Genomic DNA, 25,785 nt, shown 5'->3' on the forward strand with positions numbered 1-25,785 from the left:
CTGTCCCTATCAAATCAGGCTGCTGATCATCCAGCCTAGCAGAGAATCGAGCCCCCACAAAATAAGGCCCATCACTAATACGACAGCAACCACCACCAGCGTGGTCTGCACTGTCTCCTGACGAGTAGGCCAGACAACCTTGCGAATCTCAGTCTTAGCATCCTTCAACAACGTCCAGAAGGCACCACCTTTCACAGTTTGCAGAGCAATAAACCCAGCAATACCTGCAATCACCAGCAAGCCGACAACTCTAAGAAGAAGCGACTCAGCAGCAAAGTAATAATTACCGTAAACACCAACAGCGACCAGAATCGCCACAAGGCCCCATTTGAGACCATCCAGTCGACCCGAAGTCGCAATTTCAGAATTTCCACTCATCAGCTTGATTTTCTCTATCTAGACTCTCTAAGAGCAAGCTTCCCAGGAGCAAGAGCTTGATCATCGGAAATGGCAGGCCAGGAGGGAATCGAACCCCCAACCCCCGGTTTTGGAGACCGGTGCTCTACCAATTGAACTACTGGCCTAAATCCTTATCACTCTGAATCACAGAGTCGGTGAATTATAATCTTCATCAACCGACCTGAAAAGCCTTGTGGCTAATCGAGCGCAAAAAAAATACCACTCGAAAAAAAAGAGACATACGCCTCTCGAATATGGAGCTCTTAACCGGAGTTGAACCGGTGACCTCATCCTTACCAAGGATGCGCTCTACCAACTGAGCTATAAGAGCACTTGCTATCTACAACAACCATCTATAGGCAAGATAGGAACTGGAGCGGGTAGCGGGAATCGAACCCGCATCATCAGCTTGGAAGGCTGAGGTTCTACCGTTGAACTATACCCGCAAAAACAAAGCTTTAATCACGCAAACCAATATTGCACGAATTCCAAGGATTTGGAAACCAGCCATCAAGCTTAATTTCAATTCAAGGAAGAACAAATCTGGTGGTGGGGGCTGGATTCGAACCAGCGAAGCTTTCGCGTCAGATTTACAGTCTGATCCCTTTGGCCACTCGGGAACCCCACCAGATGCTGCGCTATTTTATTCAGGAAGTTTTCTTTGTCAACCCAACCTTTTTCTTCCAGATGACCCTGTTTTCAAGATCATCTTTTAATTCCCGGTTCGGCTAACTGTCTCCCTGAGCAGCGAGGCGTATACTAGAGAATCTCTTTGCTCGTTGCAATGCTTTTACAACTCTTTTTTAACTTTTTCAGTTCAGGAAACTGATCTGTGGTTTCATCCCAGAACGAAGAGCTCAACCTGCTTTCAACAGTAGAATCCATCTCAAGCCACCATTGTTCAGGAACCCTGGGCAGCGACTTGATCGCAACACCATAACCCGCATCAGTTAAACGACGACTAACTGTTTTTGCAGACTCGCTCCGTGAGAAAAGCCCCAATGATATACCATTGGCCAGCTCCCCCTGAGTAATCACAAAGCTATCAATTCTTTGCGCCTGTAACTCCCTCAACAAACGGATCGCAGCATCACGACTGGGTAAAGGCGGTATATGAACCCAGTAATCCTGTTGCTGGCTATTTTCATCAGCCCTTTCATGACTACTAACCCCCACTGCAAATAAACGCTGCTGCAGTTCATCCACCTCAACCACATTGGCAAAAGGCCCTACAACGAGGCATTCATTTACAAGCTTACGTCCTGACTGGATCGATGAATTTATCAAAGGTTTTACTCCAGCCATATCACTTGGAGTTGCTGAGTGCGCCCCACTTGTCTCGACAAGCAAAACCAGTCGTTCACCCGACACTTCTGTATAACTATCACTTTCTTCGGGAAGCCAGTACCCTCCCCTGGACTCGTGATAGGAGCCCCAGGCAAAATAACTGAGATTGGCAAATACAAGAAAAATAACTGTCCAGCGCATCGTTTATCCCAGCACTGCCTCTTCAAAAGCAAACGACAGGCCGTCCATCACCAGTTCAGGATGATAAAAACACTCACCGTTAATGTAGGGCTTAAGTAGCGCACCATCACCTCCCGTCAGATATACGACACAATCTTTATGAGTAGTTTGTTGTTCATTCACCATTGCTGCCGCCATAGCGAGAACACCGTTATTAATACAATCCATACTATTTTTGCCTGGACTGACACTGGAGGCTGCCATTTCCACCATGGGCAGTTGGGCCGTATTGGCGTGCAACATCTTTTTCATCAACCCGATACCCGGCACAATATACCCACCGAGATGCTCTCCATCACGGTTTAGCATATCAAGGGTGATAGCTGTACCACAGCTAACAACGATTTTATCTGTCTGCCGGTCCTGATGGTTAGCCGCCAACATTGCCAGCCAACGATCGACCCCAATACCAGGATAAGCAACACGAACTCCCCGCCAATCAGGTTTAACCGAAGCCTGCTGAAGAGAAATATTAAAGTGGCGATCAATCGCAGCATTGAGCAACTCAAAACGCTCCCGCCCCGAAACAATGGATGCCCTGGCACAGTCTACCTGTTCAACCTGCCCCATTAACAAGGGCAGTCCCTGGAGCCAGTTATCGCTGTTTGCAAGATAGCCATGGGAGGCTACGGTATCGCCATTTAACAGTCGCCATTTTAATCGACTATTCCCAGCATCCAGTTCCAGAATTCTCATGTTTACGTGCTCTTTTCAGGGCCAGCAGCCTTCAATGAAACTTCACCGCCATTGAAAACCATCATACCCTCACCAGTTTTCAATAACAGTCCACCATGTGTATTAACCCCGGAGGCCACACCAGAAACACTATTTCCCGATGCATCCAAAACAACACTCTGACCAGCAAAAGCATCGTATTGCTCCCACTGCTTCTTAAAATGGCCAAAGCCATATTGACTGAAAGCATCCAGGGTCTGGCACAACTCACTGATCAGTGCGCTTGCAACATAGTTCCGGCTGACCGCCATTCCACAGACTCGCTGAATATCCACGGCTGGCTGATTAATAGTATTAATTTGGTCCTGACTCAGGGCGATATTGACACCAATACCAATAATAACCTCACAGTCGCCAGTAGGGTCGCCATGAACTTCCAGCAAAATACCACTGAGCTTCTGAAAACTCTCCTTAGACCCTTTACCCGATAAAGGCTCCCAGAGAACATCATTAGGCCACTTTAGCTTCAAACTGCTCGCGCCACAGGATTCCAACGCTTTCACAACACAGAGGCCGACCGCAAGACTCAGACCTTCAAGAGAGGCCATGCCGGCACTATAAGACCATCTAACAGACATGCTGATGGTAGAGCCTAACGGATTATTCCAGGTTCTGCCCCGGCGACCACGACCACTGGTCTGATATTCCGCCAGACATACAGCCTTGATTTCGGGGCTATCTACATGGATATCCCTGACCAGATCATTGGTTGAAGCTGTTTTAAGGCAGGTTTGAATAACTACCGATTCTCTGACAGCCTGATCAAGACCACCCAGAATTTTCTGCCGATCCAACAGCTCAACCCCCGGGTGCAACCTGTAACCTTTCCCTTTCACTGAATCCAGTTGCAGACCAAGTTCTTCCAGCATTTTCAGTTTTTTCCACACCGCAGCACGACTAATGCCCAAAGCACTGCCCAGCGCCTCTCCCGAGTGGAAACTGCCATCAGACAGCAGCTCTAATACTTTTTCCATTTATAGCGAGCCCAAAAGCTTTATCAAGGAGATACAACCCAAGTAATGAGTGGCACAGGAGGTAACAAGAGAATGAAGCCTATCCGTATCTTTGGGTGCGTCCGGTATAGATAATATATCCTGCAGGTCGGTATACCCAACTTAACCACCTGATTTCTTTATCAAGACACTGCGAAAAAACCCAGCCCACTAGTGGGCGTTCTCAATTAGCCATGAGACCAGTTGATCACACAATCATCAGGCAAGGCGAACGGCGCAGGACATGCTGGCTCCATGCTCAAGCCGTTCAACGCTGCATGAGTGTTTGTGTGAGCAACCCGAAGGGCCGCCCATGGTTTACGCCCTTCTGCGTTGCTCACTGCTTATGTATAACCACACCTCGCAGTTCGCGCCTTGCTTGACGCAAACCATGGACGGCTGGTCACATGTCTAATTGAGAACACCCCCTAGCATCCAGCACTGATGCCAATGAATGATACAAAACCATCAGTCTTGCCAATCCATCAAAGAATGAATGCAATACAACACATCTCATGAGCAAAGATGAATACCCACAACCGGAGACTTATAGATTCCTTTATTGACTCTACCTATACTGCATACTCTCTAAATTCTAAATATAGAAAACAACCGATGGATCAGGGAAACAGCAGATGAGCATTTTCAAATCCCACATCACCCGGATGAGTGCCTACACCCCTCCCCTGGAAGGCAGGAATCCTCATAAACATCTGCTACTAGACTTCAATGAAAGAACATTACCCGTCAGCCATCATGTTAAACAGGCGCTTATAGACTTCATCAATGATGACCGGCTGCAAATGTACCCCTCCTATGGTGACCTGACCCGAAAGATTGCCAGTTATGCGGGTGTCAGCGAATCAGAGGTTATGATTACCAACGGCTCTGATCAGGGTATCGACATTATTATTCGTGCTGCCTGCACGGAGGACGATGAAATCATCATCCCCGGGCCGACCTTCGCAATGTACCAGCAGTGCGCCAATATTGAGAGGCTGAAAATCATAGAACCAGCCTATACGCTGGAAGAAGGCTTCCCTGTCAATGAAGTATTGAACTCAATCACACCCAGAACCCGGATGATTGTCATAGCCAACCCGAATAACCCCAGCGGAACAAAAATCAACTGCGAGGACATTCTAACCATAGCTAGAGCCGTACCCGATACCGCACTGCTGGTCGATGAGTGCTATTTTGAATACTCTCAGACAAGCGTTGCTGACAGGGTTATGGAGTACCCGAATATCCTGATTACGCGCACTTTCTCAAAAACATGGGGCCTACCATCCATACGGCTGGGGTATGTCATCAGCCATCCCGATAACATCAAAGCACTGCTGAACATTCGTGGCCCTTATGATGTCAATCAGTTTGCAGCTGTCGCTATTGATGCAGCGCTGGAACATCCAGAGTATACCCAGCAATACGTTAGGGAGGTTATGGAGGTATCCAAACCGTTGCTTGAGCAGTTCCTTGACCAGCAGAAAATTCCTTACTGGCCCAGCGCAGCCAATTTTATCTGGGCATTTCCTGACAACCCGGATGCTATTGAGCAGCATTTGCGAAACAATAACATTCTTGTCCGGCCAAAAGCTGACCAGAGTGGGCGCAAGGGGCTGAGAATAACTCTGGGAGATATAACTCAGACCCGGCAACTGATAGAAAAAGTTCAGGAAGTGCTTTCAAGCTCACGAACATCATGAGTCATGCGCATCGGACAAAAGTTTGGCCCACACATTGAACAGAAGCCTGCATCCTTGGCACTGTCTTGAGGAAGGGTTTCATCGTGATAAGCTTTTGCCGTATCCGGATCAAGGGCCAGGTTAAACTGGTCCTCCCAACGAAACTCAAAACGAGCCCGAGATAGTGCATCATCCCTTAGCTGAGCACCCGGGTGACCTTTCGCGACATCTGCCGCGTGAGCAGCAATTTTGTAAGCAATCAGCCCCTGCTTAACATCCTCACGATTGGGTAGGCCAAGGTGCTCTTTTGGCGTCACATAACAGAGCATCGCACAGCCAAACCAGCCGATCATCGCTGCACCGATCCCAGAAGTAATGTGGTCATAGCCAGGAGCGATATCTGTTGTCAAAGGACCCAGCGTATAAAAAGGCGCCTCATTACAATACTCAATCTGTTTATCCATATTTTCCTGAATCAGGTGCATCGGAACATGACCAGGTCCTTCAATCATTACCTGCACATCATGCTCCCAGGCCTTCCTGGTAAGTTCACCTAACGTTTTCAGTTCAGCAAACTGTGCAGCATCATTAGCATCAGCAACAGACCCCGGACGAAGTCCATCCCCCAATGACAGGGTTATGTCGTATGCTTTGCATATTTCACAAATCTCATCGAAATGCTCATACAAAAAGTTTTCTCGGTCATGAATCTCACACCACTGCCCTAGAATGCCTCCGCCCCTGGAGACAATACCGGTCACACGATTGGTCGTCAGCTTTACATGCTCCCTGAGAGTCCCGGCATGAATCGTAAAGTAATCAACCCCCTGCTCTGCCTGTTCAATCAAGGTATCTTTCATGACCTCCCAGCTAAGATCTGCAACATTGCCATTAATCTTTTCCAGAGTCTGATAAATAGGAACCGTGCCAATCGGTACCGGAGAGTTTCTTAAAATCCACTCACGGGTTTCATGGATGTTCTTTCCCGTCGAAAGATCCATCACCGTATCCGCCCCCCAGCGCGTTGCCCAAAGCAACTTTTCAACCTCTTCCTCTATGGTGGAGGTCACAGGGGAGTTACCAATATTGGCATTGACCTTCACCAGAAAGTTACGGCCAATAATCATCGGCTCCGCTTCAGGGTGGTTAATATTCGCAGGAATAACAGCTCGACCTGCTGCAACCTCCTGACGCACAAATTCAGGCGTTATCTTTGATACTTCAGACCTCCCCATATTTTCCCTGAGTGCTATATACTCCATCTCCGGTGTGACGATCCCCCTCTTTGCATAGTGAAGCTGAGTAACATTTTTTCCAGGCAGGGCACACCTGATAGATACAGCCGACTGAAAGCGCACTGGCTCAACCTGAATATCCTGCTTGCGCCGTAATGCGTATGTTGAAGAGCAGGCGCTCAGTTCTTCTGAGTCTTTACGACCCCGTATCCACTCTAAACGAATTGGCTGCAACCCCTGAAGGAGGTCCAGGCTATGCTCTGGATCGGTATAAGGTCCGGATGTGTCATACACCCTAATGGAAGATTCAGTTGATAATTTGCTGTACTCCCCCTGTCTCTGTCCAATCGCAATTTCGCGCAGGCCCACCCGAATGTCATCGCGACTACCGGTGAGATAAACTTTTCTGGAAGCTGGAAATGGACGACAGGCTTCTGCCAGAAGTGACTGACCGTCAGAAATTGGAGTACTCGTCTGAATACCCTGATGATGAGAGTTACAAGCCATGTATTTCCCTTATCTTTTATTATGTGTATGGCTTGTCGGTGTAGTTAGTAAATAAAAGAGAAAAAGGCTTTTACTACCTTCCTGATGCTAACGATAGCAATAAATTGCTGTATATAAGTCGTCAACTAATATGTTGATAAATCAGAGAATCATCAACAATCAAAAAATAATGCCTATCCTATAATCTCTTTTCTTGTTCCCTTCGCAGGTATTACCCCGGGCAGGTTCAACGGATTTGCTGCAAATAACTCCCAATGGAAGTCTGAAAACGCAGCGATCTCAGCTACATGCACTCCGACAAGATGCGAGAATTATAAAGGTGAACATATCGATAAGGATAGTACCAGGCTCTGTTGACATAAGTTTGCTGGCTCAGTGACTCATATAGCCGTCTTCCAGGCTTAAACCAGAGCGCCCGTGCCGCCGTTACAAGAGCTTGAAAGACGTGAGTATTCTTGCGCCTAGCAACGAATGCTCTGGTTTGAGCTGAGCCTGCAAATTTATGTCAACAGAGCCTAGGAATAATCCCCATCCAGCTCTTTAAGTAGCTTACCCATATATTCCCTGAGGTAATCAGAGTTGCGTTCCGCCATCCGCCGCCCAGCAGTTGTTTGCATGGTTTCAGATAGTTTTAGTAACTTTACTTGAAAGTGATCCAGAGCATATTCACGATCGTCAAGCTCACGATGCTCTGCCAGCGGGTCTTCCGGGTCAAACATCTTTCGCCGTAAGAGACCTGACGTATAAAAAACCCTGGCCAAACCAATCGCACCCAGAGCCTCCATCCGGTCTGCATCCTGAACAACCATTGCTTCAATCGTTTCTGGCGTAATACCCGCAGAATAACTATGGCTCTCTACTGAGTGACAGACGTTATCAATAAGCTCATGAGGAAACCCCATCTCTTCAAGGCAAACTCTGGTTTTTATGGCAGCCAGCGAGGATGCCTGAGATCTTTCAGGATGATCTTTTGGCAGAACCACAACATCATGAAAATAGCAGGCTGCAAGCACCACCAATCGATTTATCGGGATCTGCTCCTGATCCATTATCTGTTGTGCAGTCTTCCACACTCGCTGAAAATGGAAAAAGTCATGGGACGCATCATTATTATCATCGCCCATGGATTGTAACCAGGAGGTAATTTTCTGCTCCCAGCTATTCAGAGTGTCTGTGCAGCTATTGCTCATGAATTCAGGTAAAAAGGACAGTGAATGAAAGTTGAAAAATAAATATTAGAGTGGTGTAGGAAAATTATACTGCGATTTAAAACACTTTTCAGTGTCAGAAAAACCATTCCTGCTGTGTTATTTACAGAGGCGAAATAAGAGAGTGAATTTACAAATAAAAGGCATTGAGGCTCAAGCAAAACAGCTCAGGTCTTTGTGATCCAATTGCAACGACGTAGCTGGTTAGGTTAGAGGTGATAATGGACAGCTGACGATAGTTCAAATCGGTGACTGTATGCGATAACGTGCAACAGTACAGGTGCTCCAGCCTTCAAAGCGATCAAGTGTCATACCCAATTGTTGCATGACCCCCTGAGCAAACTCATTACTGGGTGTTGTATAAGAAATAATCTCCTCCATCCCCAACTGGTTAAATCCAAACTGTGTCACAGCCTCAACAGCCTCAAGAACCAAACCTTGCCCGCGGTATGCCGGTAAAAAGCGCCAGCTCATCTCGATGTGTTTACCATAGGGAGAAAAACCACAATAGCCAATCAGTTGATTATTCTCTTTGAGTACCACGGCCCAACGAGACCACCCCCACTTATCGAGTTCAGCCTGATACCGCCACAACTCGGTTTCTGCAAGACTGCCTGGCTCTGTTGCCATAGCATCTGATGACTGGGAAAGCGTTTCACCCAGTAAAGCAGAATAAGCATCCACATCCTGCAGCTGCCAAGTACGAAGTATCAGACGAGGCGTATCAGTAACAATCAACACGGTAAAACAATCTCCAGAAAACCTTGCTCTAACAAAACTGCTCCAACAAAAGTATCGCGCTGCCGTTTGGACAGTTAGAACATCTAAAAAGTTCTCACTAAACAGGTAGCCTGAATAATACAACTGATTGATTTACTGAAATTAATACTAAGATAACCCGCTACCGCCACTTCCGAAAAAAGGAGAACGAAAAAGGGGGAACGAAAAGGCTTAACAGGCAAAACCTGAACTCAGACTACCGGATAATGATCAAGCAAAAAGTTAAGAGGGCTTTAAAGTGTTAGCCTCTTCCAACAAATAATTGCTTCAACGGTCACACATATATAACTTGCAAATATTAGTGTGCACAGGCTGCCAAAAGTTCCCTGATAGCAATATCAGAAATAATTTGAAAACAAATTGAAGGCAAAACCTGAGCACAATTCAGATCAGAACTCCCTTATCTGTGAGCATTGACTCTGCCACCACACAAGGGATACCTAACAGCAATTAACATCCCGCAAGTGAGGGCTTTCCAAATCCAGCACAGGCCCTTTGGGAATTATTTGCGTCGGATTTATCCCTGTATGGCTGTAATAGTAATGTCGCTTTATGTGGTAAAAATCCGTTGTGCTCCTGACATCGGAAACCTGATAAAGCTCCTTTAAATATCCTTGTAAATTCGAATAATCTGCGATGCGCTTTTTATTACACTTGAAGTGTCCGACATACACAGCATCAAAACGGACCAGCGTTGTAAAGAGCCGCCAGTCAGCCTCGGTAATTTCTCGACCGGCAAGATACCGGTTACTTGCCAGATGAGAGTCTACTTTATCAAGCGCTACAAACAGATCCTCAAAGGCTTTCTCATAGGCATCCTGCGTGGTTGCAAAACCACAACGATAAACCCCGTTATTAATGTTCTTATAAACAATATCATTCCACTGCTCGATATGGTTTCTGAGTTGCTCCGGATAATAGTCATCATAATTCCCCGTAAGCTCATTAAACTCGGAATTAAACATTCTGATGATTTCTGAGGATTCATTACTGACAATGGTATTGTGTTGTTTATCCCACAACACTGGAACAGTGACTCGCCCCGTGTAATCCGGTTTGGCATGCGTGTAGATTTGATGCATTCGGGTAAAGCCAAATAATGGCTCAGGCGAACTCATCACCCAACCTTCTGAAAGCATATCAGGAGACACAACTGTGACGTCTATATGCCCTGTTAGCGCCTTCAACTCTCTAAATATCAATGTTCGATGAGCCCATGGACAGGCCAGAGAGACATAGAGGTGATACCGCCCTGATTCAGGCTGAAACCAAGCCGATGGATCATTTTTAATCCAGTCACGAAACCCGGCATCTTCACGGATAAACTCACCTTTACTCGCGTCAGTATCATACCACTCGTCCCGCCATACACCTTTCACCAGCCTGCCCATATATACTCCAACACACTCTGTCTGATAAACAATAACCAGGGGGCGTTCTCAATTAGCCATGAGTCCAGTTGATCACTACTTATGTGGAATAACCACACTACGCGGTTCACGCCTTGCCTGCGCAAACCATGGGTGGCTGGTCACATGTCTAATTGAGAGCGCCTCCTACATTATAAATAAGGACAAAGCTCCTTAAACCGGAACAAACTGACCATCGAATTCATTTATTTTGAACCAATGAAATCTTCACAAAAAACAGATAAACCAATCCAGTGAAAATGTCCTACCGTATAGGCAGTTATAGGGTAGATGTATCAATGACATGTCACTATTGCTTCAGGGGAACTGTATAGTGATGCCTGATTTCAAAGGCTGATACACAAAGGAACTGCTGGTAACTGACGATATTCGTTAGTACTGTATTTCTAATGTAAAGTGGAGAATAACAAGTGGCTATCGTTTCCATACCTGAGCCTGAAAAACAGATCACACTGGGAGTCAGCTCTTGCCTTTTAGGCCATAAAGTACGCTATAACGGGGGGCACAAACGTTCATCCTTTTGTGTCAATACTCTAGATAACTTCTTTCACTTTGAGCCGGTCTGTCCTGAGATGGCTATAGGGCTGGGAACACCCAGAGAGCCCATCCGGCTAGTAGGTGAACTGGCAGAAACATCAAAAACTTCCGGGCAAAGTTCATCATCTGCTCCAGATAAGCTGCTAAAAATCCGCGTAGTTGGTACCGAGGATGCCAGTCTGGATGTAACTGATGCACTGGAGCATTATGGTCATGAGATGTCTGACCAGCTTTCGCATATTTGTGGCTATATCCTGATGCAGAAATCGCCCAGCTGTGGGATGGAAAGAGTTAAGGTTTATCATGAAAATGGCCACCCGCTGGGTGAAAGTGCACCCGGAGCCTATGCCAAGGCGTTTATGGAAAGCAACCCATTACTGCCAGTAGAGGAGGAAGGCAGGCTCCATGACCCAGTTCTCTGCGAAAATTTTTTCACCCGCGTTTACGCCTATGACCGCTGGCAAAAAATGGTGCTGGCACACCCCTCCTATGCGGCACTGGTCGACTTTCATTCTATGCATAAATACATGATTATGGCCCATTACCCTCAAGGTTATGAGCTGCTTGGTCAAATCGTAGCCAAGGGTAGTAAAGCCCCTCTGGAGACCCTGCTTGATGAGTACTTTCAGGGTTTTATGATTGCCTTGAAGCGACGGGCAAATCGAAAGTCGCACACAAATACCATGATGCATATTCTTGGTTATGTTAAAAAGAACGTGGACAGTAAAGAGAGAAATCAGCTGCTCAAACTGATCGAAGAGTACAGGCAGGAAATGGTTCCACTCATTGCTCCCATGACCATGCTTCGGCACTTTATAGAAAATCATGGCAGCGCATACATACAAAACCAAACCTATCTGACCCCCCACCCGGATCAGCTGGGTTTAAGAAACCGCCTGTAGTCAATAAAAAGGGAAAAGGAAAAAAGATGTCGATCTGGAAAAGACCCTATGACCCCAATGCCGCAATGTTCAAGGAGAATATGTGTGACCATGTCGGTATTGAGATCACTGAAGTGGGCGACGATTTTCTGCGAGGCACTATGCCAGTAGACCACCGAACTATCCAACCCATGGGGCTTTTACATGGTGGTGCATCCGTAGTTCTCGCTGAAACACTGGGCAGCATCGCTGCCAACCTTTGCTGCGAAGATGGTGCTTACTGTGTCGGTTTGGAAATTAATGCCAACCACCTCCGCTCAGCAACTTCTGGCAAGGTCACCGGCACAACCCGACCGATACATATTGGCCGCAGCACTCAGGTCTGGGAAATTAAAATCGAAGATGAACAAGGCAGGCCCACCTGTATTTCCCGTATAACCATGGCCGCGAAAAAATTTTAACGCCAAAGCGCCTTAAGAGCTGAGAAAACTCACTTTAGAATCTCAACCAGGTCCTGTTCAAGCGATCTGGTTGGGCGCTCAACAATGCGGCCAATCTCAAGGCCATTCTGCATGACAATAAACGTTGGAATACGACTGAATTCAAACTGTGCAGCCAAGCCTTCCTCATCTTTCTTATTCCGGTCAACAGCAATGTAAGTTACGTTGATGTTCGGGTTATCAATCTCGTCAATAATTCGAATAAAGCGAGGTGTTTCCCGGTGACAGTCAGGGCACCAGGTAGCAATGATAGCAACGATGTCCGTTGGCACAGATAATTGCTGAAGTGATGCAACGGTACCAGTATCAACCTGATAACTCTGATAGTACCGGCGAAATTCTTCCTGCTCAGCAACCAGTTTTTCTGGGGTTATTTTTCCTGTTGGAACCACGGGGGGATACTCGTTGTGGCAAAAGGCAACTTCTTCAATCACTTCTTTATGGAAGCCGCAGCCTTCTGCCAGCACATGAAGGCTTAACGAGGCTGCAACCACAGCAAGAAGTCGCTTCACTTTTTTATTCATAAACGCCAGACCCTCAAGCTGAATTTGCCGATATGTCTGGCTCAACAGTATATGCAACCCTACTTCTTTTGCAGGGAGCTTTTCAGCAGAGCTTCATCCCGTCATCGACTAAAGCACATCAAGCAACTGCTTTTCAAGCTGAATCTGGTCAGCAGTAAAGTTCCTGATACCCTCCGCCAGTTTTTCAGTCGCCATAGCATCTTCGTTCATAGCCCAGCGAAACGCAGCCTCATTCAGAGTCACTTTTTCATCACTGCAGCTTGGCGAGTCAGCGAACAGCTTTTGCGCAAGCGGCTTCTCAGAAGAAGCCAGCTGATCTAAAAGATTCGGACCAATAGTCAGGTAATCACAACCAGCAAGCTCAATAATCTCACCGGTGTTTCGGAAGCTCGCGCCCATCACCACCGTTGGATAGCCATACTGCTTGTAATAGTTGTAGATACGAGTAACAGAGAGAACCCCAGGATCCTCTGGCGCTGAGAAATCCCGTCCTTCAGCTTTTTTGTACCAGTCAAGAATCCGGCCAACAAAGGGTGAGATCAAATAAGCGCCCGCATCTGCACAGGCCTGGGCCTGGGCAAAACTGAACAAGAGAGTCAGATTACAGCGAATACCTTCTTTTTCCAGAACCTCTGCAGCTCTGATGCCTTCCCAGGTAGAAGCAATTTTGATCAGCACTCGCTCACTATCAGCCCCCTGCTCTTTATAAAGATCAATCAGCTGTCTGGCCTTTTGAATAGTTGCTTCCGTATCAAATGACAATCGTGCATCCACCTCGGTAGAAACAACGCCAGGCACCACCTGCTGGATTTCTTTGCCAATACCAACGGTCAGCCAGTCACAGGCATAACGAGCACTTACCATTTTCTCTTTTGAATGATTGCGCCCAAAGACAATGGCTTCATCAAAAAGCTTTTTGTACGCAGGTAGCTGAGCTGCTTTTAAAATCAGTGATGGATTAGTCGTTGCATCTACCGGCTGGTATCGGCGAATGGCTTCGATATCACCAGTATCGGCCACAACCTTGGTCATATTTTTTAATTGGTCGAGCTGATTTTGCATGCTACACCTTCCCACAGCCGAATAAACAAGCTGGATTCATTATGATGAGTCAATCACGTTGAACAATTAGCGGTCAGTATCCATTGGGGCTCAAGGATTCCAGAGTATCTGCATTAGCTTTTGAAATCAAAACAATACAGAGTTCAGGAGGTATGCAGAGAACAGTTCACTTCAGCTATTTCCCGATCACACTGAATAAACTGTTCCACTTCAAAACGATAAGGTATAGACGACTGTGATCCTGAGCGCATCACTGACAATCCGGCACTTGCATTAGCAAAAAAAGCAGCATCAACCAATGGTTTTCCTTCCGCCAAAGCCACCAGCAAAGCACCATTAAATGTGTCACCAGCAGCGGTTGTATCAATGGGTTTAACAGGAAACCCTGGTATCAGAATACCCTGAGGATAACCTGTATCCATTGACGACACATAAACACCATTGTGGCCCATGGTAATAACCAAATCATTAATCCCTTTATCGTGCATAATGGCTGCGGCAATGGTTGCGGACTCGAGATCAGTGACCTTTATGCCCGTCAGTATTTCAGCCTCTGTCTGGTTTGGTGTAATGAAGTCAATAAGAGAAAGGAAGCTATCAGGAAGGTCTCTACCCGGAGCAGGGTTAAGCACTACGGCAGTATTATGCTTATTTGCAATATCTATAGCCTGGAGATTCACAGAATCAGGAACTTCCTGCTGTAGAAGTAGATAATCTACCGCCTTAACCAGCTGATCATTCTGATCAACAAACGCTTCAGTAAGGCAGTTATTCGCGCCAGAAGCGATACCAATCATATTTTCGCCCTTTGCATTGACGAAAATCAGAGCGACACCTGTACCAGTACCATCTACCTCTGTGATCGCTGAAGTACCAACCCCCTCTTCAGACAGCTGTTGTACAATTTCCCGCCCGAGATCATCCTGACCAATCGAGGCAAGCATATGGGTGTTACCACCAAGGCGAGCGCAAGCTACCGCCTGGTTGGCACCTTTGCCTCCAGCCATAATGTTATAAGAGGAACCAGTAATGGTTTGGCCTGGCTTTGGAAAACAATCAACCCTCAGAACATGATCAACATTAATACTGCCTAGAACGAGAATCTGCTTACTCATATCATCACCGGTGAAAATCAGGCTGACAATGCATAAAGTGTAATTCAAATGTCGTATGAAGCAGGTGGTTTTATAAAAATACTGTTGTAAAAACAGAGTCGGGAAGTCTGGCCAGAAACCAGACTTCTGTTTACCCGAGGCTCATTATAAGTCTGATGATTCTATGAGGCTTTAAGCTGCTCAGAAATGTACGCCCCATCCAGCGGTTCAAACGTAGAGTAAGGACGGTCAGGCAAAAATTCATTGGTATAACAGCTGTGGCAATCCATGGTTTCATCCGTAATACCAAGCTGCTGAGCGTAAAGGCCAACTTTCTCCCAATCTCTGTCCACATTAATCAGATCGCGAGAAAAATAGGGAAGACAACTGATATAAATTTTCCTGAAGGTATCAGTTCTCAATCTCGGAATCTGCTCACAAAGCAGCTCATACGCTTTTTCGGGATTTTCGAGCGTCCACTGAGTCCCTCTTAGGGTCGCTCTCATAAACCGTCTCACATTTTCCTGATTGTTCTCCAGATAGGCCTCATTCACCAGGAAGAGGATGGAACAGAAGCAGCAACACCCGAGTCCAGCAAGCTCATCAACCCTTAACATACCGGTCTCCTGACCACTGACCTGCTCCAGCTCAACCTGCTGAAAGCAGCCAATGCCCATGCCAGCATCTACCTTATTCTGAATAATGGCATCGGTAATGTTCATACCAACACGGATCGTTTCATAGGCATCAGGCTCAATATTTGCCCGTCTGGCCAAGTCATCAATGATGATTTTTCCAAACCGACCGATATAGCCGATCCGTTTTCCCCGGATATCATCAAACCCCTTAATGCCACTGGATTTCAGAAAAATCAGGCCTGTAGGGGGTTCATGAAACAACGTACCAATAGAAAGGACCTTATAGCCCTTGGCTCTGGCCGCAATGGAGTGCACCATCGCTTTCAATGCAATATCCACTTTGTTCTGACCGATCAAGTCGGTTACATCTGAAGGGTCAGTGGTTTCCATAATGGCGGGGGCAAGCCCTTCTTCTTTATAAAAACCCAGATGATGAGCCATGAAGACGGGAGTATGATAGGGGTTAGCATACCAGTTTAGAAGCAGAGAAAGCCGGGGCGTTGCGATCATGCGTTAATCCTCACGACAGATGGAAGTCATTGAATAACGTGACGCATAAAGGCCCGAAGAGGACAGCACCACCTATGCAGGAATCATTCTGAAGAGACAGAACATCTCTCCAGAATGTCTATATAAATTTAAGTGGTCGCTTTATGGCAGTTCCTACGCCGGTACTAACCGGTTCAGGTTCAACAGGTATAATCTCAGCCTGAAAGCTTACTGATCAAACAGGCACCCTGCGCCACTGGAGTCCACCAGCAACCATTAATAAGCAATGAAACAGGCAGACCTTAACGCAAAATTATAGAGTGCTTTTAGTCTTCTGCCAGCTGTCAGGAGGATCTCTCTCTGGCTCCCCTTCTCTGCAACCTTGTCAGATACATCGTAACGCTGACACCTATAGCTACAAGCAGGTATTTAACCCATACCAATTTTACAATCCAGATCGAGATACTCATGGTCAGCCAGAGAAAAACAACCGCGCGGATATAAACCTTTCTGGAAATGCTGCGTTCATCAAGATACTGACGCAACGGCGGACCAAGCACTTTATGACTCAGCAACCAGGAGTGAATGGCTGGAGATGATCGTAAACTGAAAAAAGCTGCCAGTAATAGAAAGGGTGTAGTGGGCAACAGCGGCAGAAAAACGCCGATAAAACCCAGCACAACACAAAGCAGAGCACAGGCTTTAAAAACCCATCGCACCACTGGGTTTCGTATCAGAATACCTGATGATTGAGGGGGCGAAGCTTTATCTCTTGAGCTCATTCTTATCGATAGTTAATTCTGTGGTTATGTTTTACTCAAAAAATGCTTCTTGAATCCGGGTGACATACTCCAGCTCAACCAGTTTTTTCAAGGTCACCAGGTAATTGGCCTGGTAAGTATCACCAACCACCAGATACTGCTCCTTCCCACACTGTAAACGTCCAGGGGATTCTTTGTAGACAATTGCGGTTGGGTCAATAGACATCACCTGCCGTGCCGTATTCACATGCGCAGGAATGCAAAACTCATAACTCAAGGATCGTTTGCCATCCGCTGGGCCATACAGACCATCAGCATCCAGGCGAGTCAAATCAAATTCCACCTTTTGCTGAACCTTGTCTTTCAGAAGACCGTCCAGATGAGTACAACCAGAAAGCAGGGTCAACCCCAATAGAGTCATTAACTTTAATAATTTCATAAACTTTACTGCAAACACTCAAGGTTCAATTATTGCCATCGATTAATCTTATACTTGGTATTAGCGAGTAAACAAGGTTGTCATCTTAGGGAAGGGATAATGGCACAAATAATCAGACCGACATCAGTCACATATGATAAACAACAAGCCATAGAACCAACAGATCAAAAAACCGGAGAACACCAACAACTTGGGCAAACCAAAAAAGTGGAGTCCAATGAAAAGGAGCTGCCTTCTACTGAGCCTCATAGAGGCAACCAAGCACCCACGTCAATTCTGAAGCGATCAGCCAAAGCTGTAAGCCAGACGGATAAAAAGCTCATCACTTTCGGAACTTCTTCCGAAGTCCCCCCCAATGGAGTGGAGCCTCCAGATACTCGCAGTGAAGAAAAAGAATCACAGATTGCTCTTGCTACTGAGCTATTCAACACCGATGGCGACTCGGAACACGAGCAATTACATAACATGCTCGTTATGCAGTATGTCAATGATTGTTCAACTAAGGCAGGAAGCAAAAGAGCACTGACATATGAAACTCTGACTGAAGCGCTCAAAAACAGTATAGGCAGTGATAATAATAAACTGATGGGTATTATTAACAGCGCAGAACAGGCAGCAGAGAAGCAGCTGAATAGCTCAGCAGCCTCTATGGGCACATCAGTAGAAGAGTTGACTGAAAAGATCGAAAAATTTGAGAAACGTCTTGCTGCTTTGGAAACCGGAGCCAGTCAAGATAGTTTGATTAAGAGAATTGAAAATCTAAAAGCGGCACGGACTGAATTACAAGATGCAGGAGATGCAAACCAGAGTTATCACTTTAAGAGTGGGCTCACAAAAGGTAATGCCCCAGAGCTATGGAAACTAAGAGAAATACTAGAGAACTCTGAGACTATCCCATTAGAAGAGATAGAGAGTCAGGCCAGTGATTACGTCATGCAACAGAGTAAGGAAACCGTTCTGGAAAGCATGAAGGTCATGCTGGACAAAGGCCATTACCCGTTTCCCAAACTTAGGCAGGCTATCGAAACCCGGCTGAGCCAGCTCTGATAGCCTGCATGAGACTCAGACGAGCGGCTTGAGGCCTACGGCTTGACGAATAGACGTCAGGAAAGGCGCGGCTTCAGCCCGAGCCTTTTCAGCCCCTTTAAGCAGCTCTTTTTCGATAAATGCCGGATCTTCGATCAATGCATTGTAGCGCTCACGAGGATCTTTCAAGTGCTCATTCAAGAATTCAAACAGCTCATTTTTCAGATCCCCCCAGCCAGCACCATCGGCATATTGCTGACGTTTCACCTCAACCTGGGTGGCATCAGCAAATGCAGAGTAGATCTGGAAAAGAGTACAGGTATCCGGATCTTTCGGTTCACCCGGCTCCAATGAGTTGGTTTTGATCTTGCGAATCAGCTTAAGCAGCTTCTTTTCAGGCACAAAAAGAGGAATCGTATTATCGTAGCTCTTGCTCATCTTACGACCATCAAGACCGTTCAGAACCGCAGTGCTTTCACCAACAACCGCCTCAGGCAAAACAAACTTGGTCTTGTAATGATGATTCATGCGTCCAGCAATATCTCGGGCCATCTCAATATGCTGAACCTGATCGCGGCCCACCGGCACTTTATGGGCATTGAACATAAGGATATCCGCTGCCATCAGCACCGGATAGCAGAACAGCCCCATGGTCACACCCTTGTCTGGATCCTGCTCACCGGCTTCTTCATTGGCCTGAACCGCTGCCTTATAAGCATGGGCACGGTTCATAAGGCCTTTGGCGGTCATACAGCCAAGAATCCAGTTCAGTTCGGCAATTTCCGGAATGTCTGATTGACGATAGAAGGTCACTCGATCCGTATCCAGACCCAGTGCCAGCCAGGTAGCCGCAATCTCCAGCGTGGACTGATGGATGCGCTTAGGGTCACGACCTTTGATCAGGGCGTGATAGTCAGCCAGAAAATAGTACGAAGCAATATCGTCACGCCAGCTTTCCTCAATCGCAGGCTTGATAGCCCCCACGTAGTTACCCAGGTGTGGTGTTCCAGTTGTCGTAATACCTGTCAGTACTTTCGTTTTACTCATGAGTTCACTCGCACAGCGACGATGTAACCTGGCCTGAAACGCAGACCAGAAAGGAGTTTCCTTTGGGTTCTGTTGACATAAGTTTCCTTTCTCAGCTCAAGCCAGAATGCTTCTGACTAGTCGCAAATACGCAGAAATACTCACCGTCTTTCAAGTCGTTGCAAAACGGCAGAGGCATTCTGGCTTGAGCCCAAAGGGCGGGACGCGCAGTCTGGCTCGTAAAGCCGTCTTCCAGCTTCGTTGAACTGGTTTGATGTAGAACCACTACACTTTCATCAGCTCGCCTTGTGGAATACGGCTTTACGAACCAGGCTTCGCGCCCCGCTGGGTTTGGAACCTTATGTAAACAGAACCTAATACAGATTTCAGGAAAGGGCTGCATTATAGAAGAGCGCAGCCCTCTCTCACAATAGACACCTGATCTCAGGGTCAGGCGGGCATCGGCATGATTTCAGAGGCCAGCATCCGATTCCGGCGAATGATGGCACGCAGACGCAGAGTCAACAGAAAGGCGCCCATGGTCAAAGCAGTCACCAGACCAATCCATAAGCCATGAGGTCCCATTGGCTCAACAATCCAGTCGGTCAGCCCCAGGATATAGCCAAGAGGTAACGCCACTCCCCAGCAGGCAAACAGGATCATTGCCATAGGCACACGAGTGTCTTTATAGCCACGTAATGCACCATTGGCAGCAATCTGAATACCATCAGCGTATTGGAACAGTGCCGCATAAACCAACAGCTGAGCAGCCAGAATGGCAACCTCCGGATTCTGTGTATAAATGGAAGTCACGACTCCAGGCAGAAACATCATGACAGAAGCACTGACTGTCGCGCTGACCAGTGTCGTCGCAATGCCCGCATAGCTGGAGTATGCGGCCTGCTCGGTTTTACCGGCACCCAGTGCCTGCCCGACACGAATGGTAAGCCCCATCGCCAGACTCATCGGCACCATAAAGGCCAGTGAGGTAAAGTTAAGGGCAATCTGATGACCCGCAACCACGATGGCACCTAATTTACCAATCAGCAGAGCAACCACCGAGAAGATACTGGCTTCAAAGAAAATGGCCAAACCAATCGGTACACCCAGCTTTAGCTGACTGGAAATAATACTCAGGCTGGGTAAGTCCCAATGGTCAAACAGGCCAATTTTACGATGCTGCTGACCCAGCATAGTGTAACCGGCCATCATCAGGAACATGACCCAGAAACAAACGGCTGTCGCATAACCGCAGCCAACACCACCCAGCTCAGGAAATCCGAACTTTCCATAAATCAGTACATAGTTCAGTGGAATATTCAGGGCCAGAGCAATGAAACTGAACACCATGCTCGGTTTGGTTTTTCCCATTCCCTCACAGTAGCAGGTAAGTGCCTGAAACAAACAAATCGCAGGAATACCCCAGGCAAGCGCTTTTAGATACTCAAGCGTTTTCGCAGCCATCTCAGGCTCAACCTGCAACCATTGAAGCACAACATCCGATTTATAAATAAAAACCAGCGCTAAAAGGCTCATTAGCAGAGCAACCCAGAGTCCTTGACGTACCTGACCACCAATTTCCCCGGTTTGGCGCGCACCGTATAAGTGTGCAACCGTTGGTGTGATCGCCATTAATATGCCACGGATTAACAGGTAAACCGGCATCCAGATACTGGAACCAAGCGCAATAGCCGCCAGATCCATGGCGGAGTATTGTCCTGCCATGCTGGTGTCAACAAAGGTCATCCCTGTTGTGGCCAGCTGGGCCCCCATAATGGGCCCAGCCAGATAAAGCAGTTCACGAAGCTCCGCACGATAGCGGGCAAAGGCTGAAAGATTTGTTCTCATTTTCGCTCACAGAATACGCCCAACGCCATACAGACCCGGGGCGATGGGGCTCATATTCTATCAGCGAATCAAATAATAGACTGATTGTTCATTTCGAAATAATGCACGGTGTTTACCCTTATACCAATTTAAATTGTCTAAGCCCGTTATGAACATGAATTGCTATTACCTTGTTGTTTACTCATGACTCCTTTTTGGAAAGCTGGGATACTCTCACACGGCCACTCTCTCGCTTTTAAAAAGAACCCGTTGCAAGCACCCTCGGAGCAAATGAACATGCCGGAACTACCAGAAGTTGAAACAACCCGGCGAGGTATCGAGCCCCATATTGAAGGACACACCATCCGAGAGGTTATTGTCCGTGAGCCAAGACTTCGCTGGCCAGTACCGGACAACATTAATCAGCTTCTCAGTGGGAAAACCATTCACCATGTAAAAAGAAGAGCAAAGTACCTGTTATTAGATACCGGTTCAGGTCATCTGATTGTGCATCTGGGGATGTCGGGAAGTCTGCGAGTATTAACAACGGATTCGCCGCCACAAAAGCACGACCATATCGATATTCTTCTGACTGATGGTCAACGCCTGAGATACACGGACCCCCGCCGCTTTGGGGCTGTTCTATGGTCTGAAGGACCGCTCCATGAACATAAGCTTCTTAAACATTTGGGACCGGAACCACTGGACAGTGAATTCACAACTCAAAGGCTCTATCAAATGTCCAGAGGGAGAAGCCAGCCGGTGAAGACCTTTATCATGGATAACAAAGTAGTCGCCGGGGTTGGTAATATTTATGCCAGCGAAGCACTGTTCAAAGCCGGTATAAGACCTGACAGAGCCTGTGGAAAAATCTCCCAGGCCCGTTACGAACAGCTGGTTGAATCAATCAAAGCAACTCTGGCCAAAGCGATTGAACAAGGTGGCACAACACTGCGTGATTTCGTAGGCGGTGATGGCAAACCCGGCTACTTCAAACAGGAGCTGGCTGTTTATGGCCGGACAGGCCAACCCTGCCTGAAGTGTGGCAAGACTATTAAGGAAATAAAGTTGGGAAACCGCAGTAGTTGTTATTGCTGTCACTGCCAACGTTAACGTTAACGGGGAACCCTTATTCCTCCGGGAACCCCTTGGTAGCTGAACAAAATCTGCCAGAGCTGTAAATCTCTGGCTCTAAATCCGCCAGCACAGGACAGTAAATAATAGCGGAACATCCGATAGAATGAATCGCTGTAATTTTCTCTTAAGTCAGGCCAGCCCGCAGTAAATCGCTTTTCCCACTCCACCAGAGTATGGTCATAGTCTGCGCCAAAGTTATGCCAGTCTTCTACAACAAACAAATCTTCTGAACTCTGGGTAATCTGCAACATGGATGGCAGGCAACCGTTGGGGAAAATGTATTTTTCAATCCATGGGTTAACCGTGAGGTCTGTTGTCAGAGAACCAATGGTGTGCAGAAGAAAAAGACCACTTTCTGACAAAGCCTGCTTTACAACTTTAAAAAAAGTGTCGTAGTTACGCGGGCCAACATGTTCAAACATTCCGACAGAAACAACCCGATCAAACTTCTGATTCAAATCTCGATAGTCCTGAAGCCTGATCTCAACATCCAATCCCTTGCACCGCTCTCTGGCCAGTTGATGCTGCTCTTTTGAAATCGTGATACCAACAACAGAGGCACCGTAGTGACTGGCAGCATATTCCGCAAGGCCTCCCCAGCCACAACCAATATCAAGCAGTTTCATTCCGGGCTCGATGGCCAGCTTACGGCAAATCAGGTCCAACTTCGACGCTTGAGCCTCTTCTAAATTGTTCGCTGCCTGCCAATATGCACAGGAATACTGCATTCGTGAGTCCAGCATAACCTCAAACAGGTCATTACCCAGGTCATAATGCTCTTCACCGACAATCCATGCTCGCTGCCTTGATTGCCTGTTCACAATACGAGCCCATATCAAGCTGATCAAGATCGGGAGCTGCTTTGGCATTTTCTCACCAAGATGCGCCTCCACCAAACGGGTAAACAGCAAGTCCAGCCTTTCGCACTCCCACCAGCCTTCCATATAACTCTCACCCAGCCCTATCAGCCCCTCTTGAAACAAACGCCGATAAAAACACGGGTTTCGCACCTGAATATCCCAGGGCTCAGTACCATTGAAACCAACCCCGGCAGTCTCTGCCAGTTGCTGTGCAGCACTATGCCAGCGGTCATTGGTTTTTGCCTGTTTATTAGAGGGAGAGACAAGGAAACTCATAACAATACCTTGTGTATACAGAAGAAGCCGGAGGGAAAGTTATCCGGCCGATAACAGTAAGGAGGTATAATCAGGTCTGAGTATTTTAGTACATGACACTTTATTACCATGCAATCATCAATTCACGACAACTATCTTCCCCGAAACCCATTCAAGATTACTCTCGGGCGCTTTGTTCTCTGGCTGCTTGGCGGGTGGAGGATTGAGGGCAATCTGCCTGAAAGTATTAACAAATATGTCATTATCGTCGCCCATCATACGTCAAACTGGGACTTCGTCGTTGGCGTTGCGGTCAAACTGATCACCAGAATACGTGTCCGTTTTTTTGCCAAACACTCTCTGTTTTTCTGGCCTCTGGGCATATTAATGCGCAGACTCGGTGGGATTCCAATTGAGCGTGACAAGTCCATCAACCGGGTTGACCAGGCGATCGACGAGATCAAGAAGAGCGATCATTTCGTGCTGGTCATTGCGCCAGAAGGGACTCGTTCAAAAGTTCAGCGCTGGAAAACCGGCTTTTATCATATTGCCCGGGGAGCCAATGTGCCTGTTGTACCTATTGCCTTCGATTTCCGGGATAGAAAAGTCATTATTGGTAACCCCATGAACATGCTTGGCGATTTGCCCGCTGACTTTCTCAAGATGCATGAGTTCTTTCTTCCTCATCCTGGTAAGCACTCGGAACTGGGTTGCAACGGGCCATTTGATACACCGGGCATTTACAGTAAGTAAATTACCCTAACACCTCATGGGAGTGACATTCCACTCCCTTTTCTTTAGGTTCTCTTGACATAAGTTTCCAAACTCAGCGGGGCGCGTAGCCAAAGTGCTTCTGCCGTTGTTGCAAGAACTTGAAAGACATCGGTATTCCTGCGTCCTTGCGCTTGGTCAGAGGTATTCTGGCTTGAGCTGAGAAAGGAACCTTATGTCAACAGAACCTAAGGCTTTCATTACCGCTTTTCATGAACAGACGGGTTCGATAGAGTGAAGCAACAATAAAAAAGACAGTGAAGGATTCCCATGCCGCTGATTCAATTCATTACCCATGATGGCAATCAATACGAAGCAGAAATTGATACAGGAAGCACGCTAATGCAGGGTGCGGTTGATAATATGATTGATGGTATTCTGGCCGAATGTGGCGGCGCCTGCTCCTGTGCAACCTGTCACTGCTATATTGACGATGCTTGGGTAGACATTGTGGGCCCTGCTGAAGGCATCGAGCATGAAATGCTGGATGTTGTCCGTGAGCCAAAAGAAAACAGCAGGCTAAGCTGCCAGATTACCGTGACTGATGAGATGGAAGGCCTGATTGTTCACCTACCTGAGTCTCAATATTAAATTCCTATAGCCCATAGAAGTGAACTATGGGTTACAATCCCCCACAAAGACCAGATATATAATAAGGTTATTGATAATTATTCGTAATCAGTCTGAATGACTGCTTTCGTTTTTAACTGCGAATCCTCATGAGCCCTATACCCACAACGCCTGGAGTTGCTATGCGGCGGCAAGTAAGTGATGCCTCAGAAGGCTAGGTGACTCGATAGAGAACACGTAGCCGCAAAGTAGCGACTTCAAAGGCGACAGGTATAACCACTCAAATATCGAAAAATGTCAGGAGTCTCCCATGCTCAGCCAAACCATGATCGACAAACTGAATGAACAGATTAATCTGGAGTTCTATTCTTCAAATCTGTATCTGCAAATGGCATCCTGGTGCGAAAGTCAGGGGCTGGACGGTTGTAACCACTTTCTTCGCCGTCACGCTCGTGAAGAAATGGAGCACATGCAAAAGCTCTTCGACTATGTAAACGAGACCGGAGCCATGGCCATTCTGGGTGGTATCGATGCCCCGCCCCACGAATTCTCTTCTGTGCGTGATGTCTTTCTGGCAACTTACGAGCATGAATGCACAGTAACCCAAAAAATCAACGCCCTGGCCCATACCGCATTTACCGAGCAAGACTACTCAACGTTCAATTTCCTGCAGTGGTACGTTGCCGAACAGCATGAAGAAGAGAAGCTGTTTAAGTCCATCCTCGATAAAATTGATATGATCGGTATGGAACACAAAGGTCTATATTATATTGATCAGGAAGTAGCCAAACTGATGAATGAGATGCCAGCACCTTCGGCGTTATAGCAGCCATCAGAGGGGGAAGTATCCTCAGCTGCAAAAAAGAGCCAGACTCTATTCGACTTTTTGG

The 25,785-nt window shown here is 47.0% G+C and carries 25 protein-coding genes, 4 tRNA genes and 2 riboswitches; of the genes, 8 read left to right on the forward strand and 21 right to left on the reverse strand.

The genetic code is table 11. The features are described 5' to 3' along the window. Positions 1–9: 9 nt before the first annotated feature. From secE to birA, 8 genes are all read right to left on the reverse strand, one after another. The gene (secE, locus tag GV64_RS22170; protein WP_020581780.1) at positions 10–378 is read right to left on the reverse strand and encodes a preprotein translocase subunit SecE; all 369 of its coding nucleotides are present in this window, start codon (positions 376–378) and stop codon (positions 10–12) included. Between the two features lie 70 nt (positions 379–448). Then, positions 449–524: transfer RNA gene (locus GV64_RS22175), tRNA-Trp, on the reverse strand. Between the two features lie 130 nt (positions 525–654). Then, positions 655–730 (reverse strand) — tRNA-Thr (locus GV64_RS22180). Between the two features lie 41 nt (positions 731–771). Continuing rightward, positions 772–845, reverse strand: a tRNA-Gly gene (locus GV64_RS22185). A 98-nt stretch (positions 846–943) separates the two neighbouring features. Beyond that, positions 944–1,027 (reverse strand) — tRNA-Tyr (locus GV64_RS22190). Positions 1,028–1,158: 131 nt separating this feature from the next. Further along, positions 1,159–1,887, reverse strand: coding sequence for an SPOR domain-containing protein (locus tag GV64_RS22195; RefSeq protein WP_020581781.1), 729 nt, complete (start codon positions 1,885–1,887; stop codon positions 1,159–1,161). Positions 1,888–1,890: 3 nt separating this feature from the next. Further along, entirely contained in the window at positions 1,891–2,622 is a 732-nt protein-coding gene (locus GV64_RS22200; protein ID WP_020581782.1) for a type III pantothenate kinase, read from the reverse strand. Between the two features lie 2 nt (positions 2,623–2,624). Then, positions 2,625–3,635: a bifunctional biotin--[acetyl-CoA-carboxylase] ligase/biotin operon repressor BirA gene (gene birA, locus GV64_RS22205; protein WP_020581783.1), complete on the reverse strand. Its 1,011-nt coding sequence runs from the start codon at positions 3,633–3,635 to the stop codon at positions 2,625–2,627. Between the two features lie 653 nt (positions 3,636–4,288). Between birA and GV64_RS22210 the strand changes: the two genes are divergently transcribed. Beyond that, complete coding sequence (locus tag GV64_RS22210) at positions 4,289–5,359, forward strand: pyridoxal phosphate-dependent aminotransferase (protein WP_020581784.1); 1,071 nt, start codon at positions 4,289–4,291, stop codon at positions 5,357–5,359. On the opposite strand, the gene thiC is transcribed toward GV64_RS22210, so the two are convergent. The 4 genes from thiC to GV64_RS22230 form a co-directional block, all read right to left on the reverse strand. Then, the gene (thiC, locus tag GV64_RS22215) at positions 5,326–7,080 is read right to left on the reverse strand and encodes a phosphomethylpyrimidine synthase ThiC (RefSeq protein WP_020581785.1); all 1,755 of its coding nucleotides are present in this window, start codon (positions 7,078–7,080) and stop codon (positions 5,326–5,328) included. The genes GV64_RS22210 and thiC overlap by 34 nt on opposite strands. A gap of 180 nt (positions 7,081–7,260) precedes the next feature. Further along, positions 7,261–7,387, reverse strand: a riboswitch (TPP riboswitch). A 208-nt stretch (positions 7,388–7,595) separates the two neighbouring features. Then, positions 7,596–8,270 carry a phosphohydrolase gene (locus tag GV64_RS22220; protein ID WP_020581786.1) on the reverse strand — a complete coding sequence of 225 codons (675 nt, stop codon included), beginning with the start codon at positions 8,268–8,270 and terminating at the stop codon, positions 7,596–7,598. Between the two features lie 258 nt (positions 8,271–8,528). Beyond that, the gene (locus tag GV64_RS24055) at positions 8,529–9,029 is read right to left on the reverse strand and encodes a GNAT family N-acetyltransferase (RefSeq protein WP_020581787.1); all 501 of its coding nucleotides are present in this window, start codon (positions 9,027–9,029) and stop codon (positions 8,529–8,531) included. A gap of 479 nt (positions 9,030–9,508) precedes the next feature. Then, positions 9,509–10,459, reverse strand: coding sequence for a glutathione S-transferase family protein (locus GV64_RS22230; protein WP_020581788.1), 951 nt, complete (start codon positions 10,457–10,459; stop codon positions 9,509–9,511). Between the two features lie 449 nt (positions 10,460–10,908). Here GV64_RS22230 and GV64_RS22235 point away from each other — a divergent pair, with 449 nt between their 5' ends. Together GV64_RS22235 and GV64_RS22240 are read left to right on the forward strand one after the other, a co-directional pair. Beyond that, complete coding sequence (locus tag GV64_RS22235) at positions 10,909–11,937, forward strand: YbgA family protein (protein ID WP_020581789.1); 1,029 nt, start codon at positions 10,909–10,911, stop codon at positions 11,935–11,937. Positions 11,938–11,963: 26 nt separating this feature from the next. Then, positions 11,964–12,377: a hotdog fold thioesterase gene (locus GV64_RS22240; protein WP_020581790.1), complete on the forward strand. Its 414-nt coding sequence runs from the start codon at positions 11,964–11,966 to the stop codon at positions 12,375–12,377. A gap of 29 nt (positions 12,378–12,406) precedes the next feature. On the opposite strand, the gene GV64_RS22245 is transcribed toward GV64_RS22240, so the two are convergent. From GV64_RS22245 to GV64_RS22270, 6 genes are all read right to left on the reverse strand, one after another. Then, on the reverse strand, positions 12,407–12,940 hold the full coding sequence (locus GV64_RS22245; RefSeq protein ID WP_026258157.1) for a thioredoxin family protein: 534 nt from the start codon (positions 12,938–12,940) through the stop codon (positions 12,407–12,409). 108 nt (positions 12,941–13,048) lie between these two features. Next, positions 13,049–14,002 carry a transaldolase gene (gene tal, locus GV64_RS22250; RefSeq protein WP_020581792.1) on the reverse strand — a complete coding sequence of 318 codons (954 nt, stop codon included), beginning with the start codon at positions 14,000–14,002 and terminating at the stop codon, positions 13,049–13,051. 143 nt (positions 14,003–14,145) lie between these two features. Next, on the reverse strand, positions 14,146–15,117 hold the full coding sequence (rbsK, locus tag GV64_RS22255; protein WP_051087800.1) for a ribokinase: 972 nt from the start codon (positions 15,115–15,117) through the stop codon (positions 14,146–14,148). A 161-nt stretch (positions 15,118–15,278) separates the two neighbouring features. Further along, entirely contained in the window at positions 15,279–16,244 is a 966-nt protein-coding gene (locus GV64_RS22260; RefSeq protein ID WP_020581794.1) for an ABC transporter substrate-binding protein, read from the reverse strand. 132 nt (positions 16,245–16,376) lie between these two features. Further along, positions 16,377–16,484, reverse strand: a riboswitch (TPP riboswitch). 83 nt (positions 16,485–16,567) lie between these two features. Further along, positions 16,568–17,005: a YbaN family protein gene (locus GV64_RS22265; RefSeq protein ID WP_020581795.1), complete on the reverse strand. Its 438-nt coding sequence runs from the start codon at positions 17,003–17,005 to the stop codon at positions 16,568–16,570. 31 nt (positions 17,006–17,036) lie between these two features. Beyond that, entirely contained in the window at positions 17,037–17,423 is a 387-nt protein-coding gene (locus GV64_RS22270; protein ID WP_152554159.1) for a hypothetical protein, read from the reverse strand. Positions 17,424–17,522: 99 nt separating this feature from the next. Between GV64_RS22270 and GV64_RS22275 the strand changes: the two genes are divergently transcribed. Further along, positions 17,523–18,470 carry a hypothetical protein gene (locus GV64_RS22275; protein ID WP_020581797.1) on the forward strand — a complete coding sequence of 316 codons (948 nt, stop codon included), beginning with the start codon at positions 17,523–17,525 and terminating at the stop codon, positions 18,468–18,470. 15 nt (positions 18,471–18,485) lie between these two features. Here GV64_RS22275 and GV64_RS22280 read toward each other — a convergent pair whose 3' ends face one another. Both GV64_RS22280 and GV64_RS22290 read right to left on the reverse strand, forming a co-directional pair. Next, on the reverse strand, positions 18,486–19,496 hold the full coding sequence (locus GV64_RS22280) for a tryptophan--tRNA ligase (protein ID WP_020581798.1): 1,011 nt from the start codon (positions 19,494–19,496) through the stop codon (positions 18,486–18,488). A 429-nt stretch (positions 19,497–19,925) separates the two neighbouring features. Further along, a complete protein-coding gene (locus GV64_RS22290; RefSeq protein WP_020581800.1) occupies positions 19,926–21,323 on the reverse strand; it encodes an MATE family efflux transporter in 1,398 nt (465 codons plus the stop codon). Between the two features lie 276 nt (positions 21,324–21,599). Here GV64_RS22290 and mutM point away from each other — a divergent pair, with 276 nt between their 5' ends. Next, positions 21,600–22,415 (forward strand): bifunctional DNA-formamidopyrimidine glycosylase/DNA-(apurinic or apyrimidinic site) lyase, encoded by an 816-nt coding sequence (mutM, locus tag GV64_RS22295; RefSeq protein ID WP_020581801.1) that lies wholly within the window; start codon positions 21,600–21,602, stop codon positions 22,413–22,415. Between the two features lie 2 nt (positions 22,416–22,417). On the opposite strand, the gene cfa is transcribed toward mutM, so the two are convergent. Further along, positions 22,418–23,575, reverse strand: coding sequence for a cyclopropane fatty acyl phospholipid synthase (cfa, locus tag GV64_RS22300; protein WP_020581802.1), 1,158 nt, complete (start codon positions 23,573–23,575; stop codon positions 22,418–22,420). 108 nt (positions 23,576–23,683) lie between these two features. Here cfa and GV64_RS22305 point away from each other — a divergent pair, with 108 nt between their 5' ends. The 3 genes from GV64_RS22305 to ftnA all read left to right on the forward strand — a co-directional run bounded on the left by GV64_RS22305 (position 23,684) and on the right by ftnA (position 25,721). After that, positions 23,684–24,307, forward strand: coding sequence for a 1-acyl-sn-glycerol-3-phosphate acyltransferase (locus GV64_RS22305; RefSeq protein ID WP_020581803.1), 624 nt, complete (start codon positions 23,684–23,686; stop codon positions 24,305–24,307). 288 nt (positions 24,308–24,595) lie between these two features. Beyond that, on the forward strand, positions 24,596–24,916 hold the full coding sequence (locus GV64_RS22310; RefSeq protein WP_020581804.1) for a 2Fe-2S iron-sulfur cluster-binding protein: 321 nt from the start codon (positions 24,596–24,598) through the stop codon (positions 24,914–24,916). 289 nt (positions 24,917–25,205) lie between these two features. Beyond that, positions 25,206–25,721, forward strand: a complete 516-nt coding sequence (ftnA, locus tag GV64_RS22315; protein WP_020581805.1) for a non-heme ferritin — start codon at positions 25,206–25,208, stop codon at positions 25,719–25,721. The last annotated feature ends 64 nt before the right edge of the window (positions 25,722–25,785 follow it).

It is taken from the genome of Endozoicomonas elysicola (genome assembly GCF_000710775.1).
In the GTDB taxonomy this organism is placed as follows: domain Bacteria; phylum Pseudomonadota; class Gammaproteobacteria; order Pseudomonadales; family Endozoicomonadaceae; genus Endozoicomonas; species Endozoicomonas elysicola.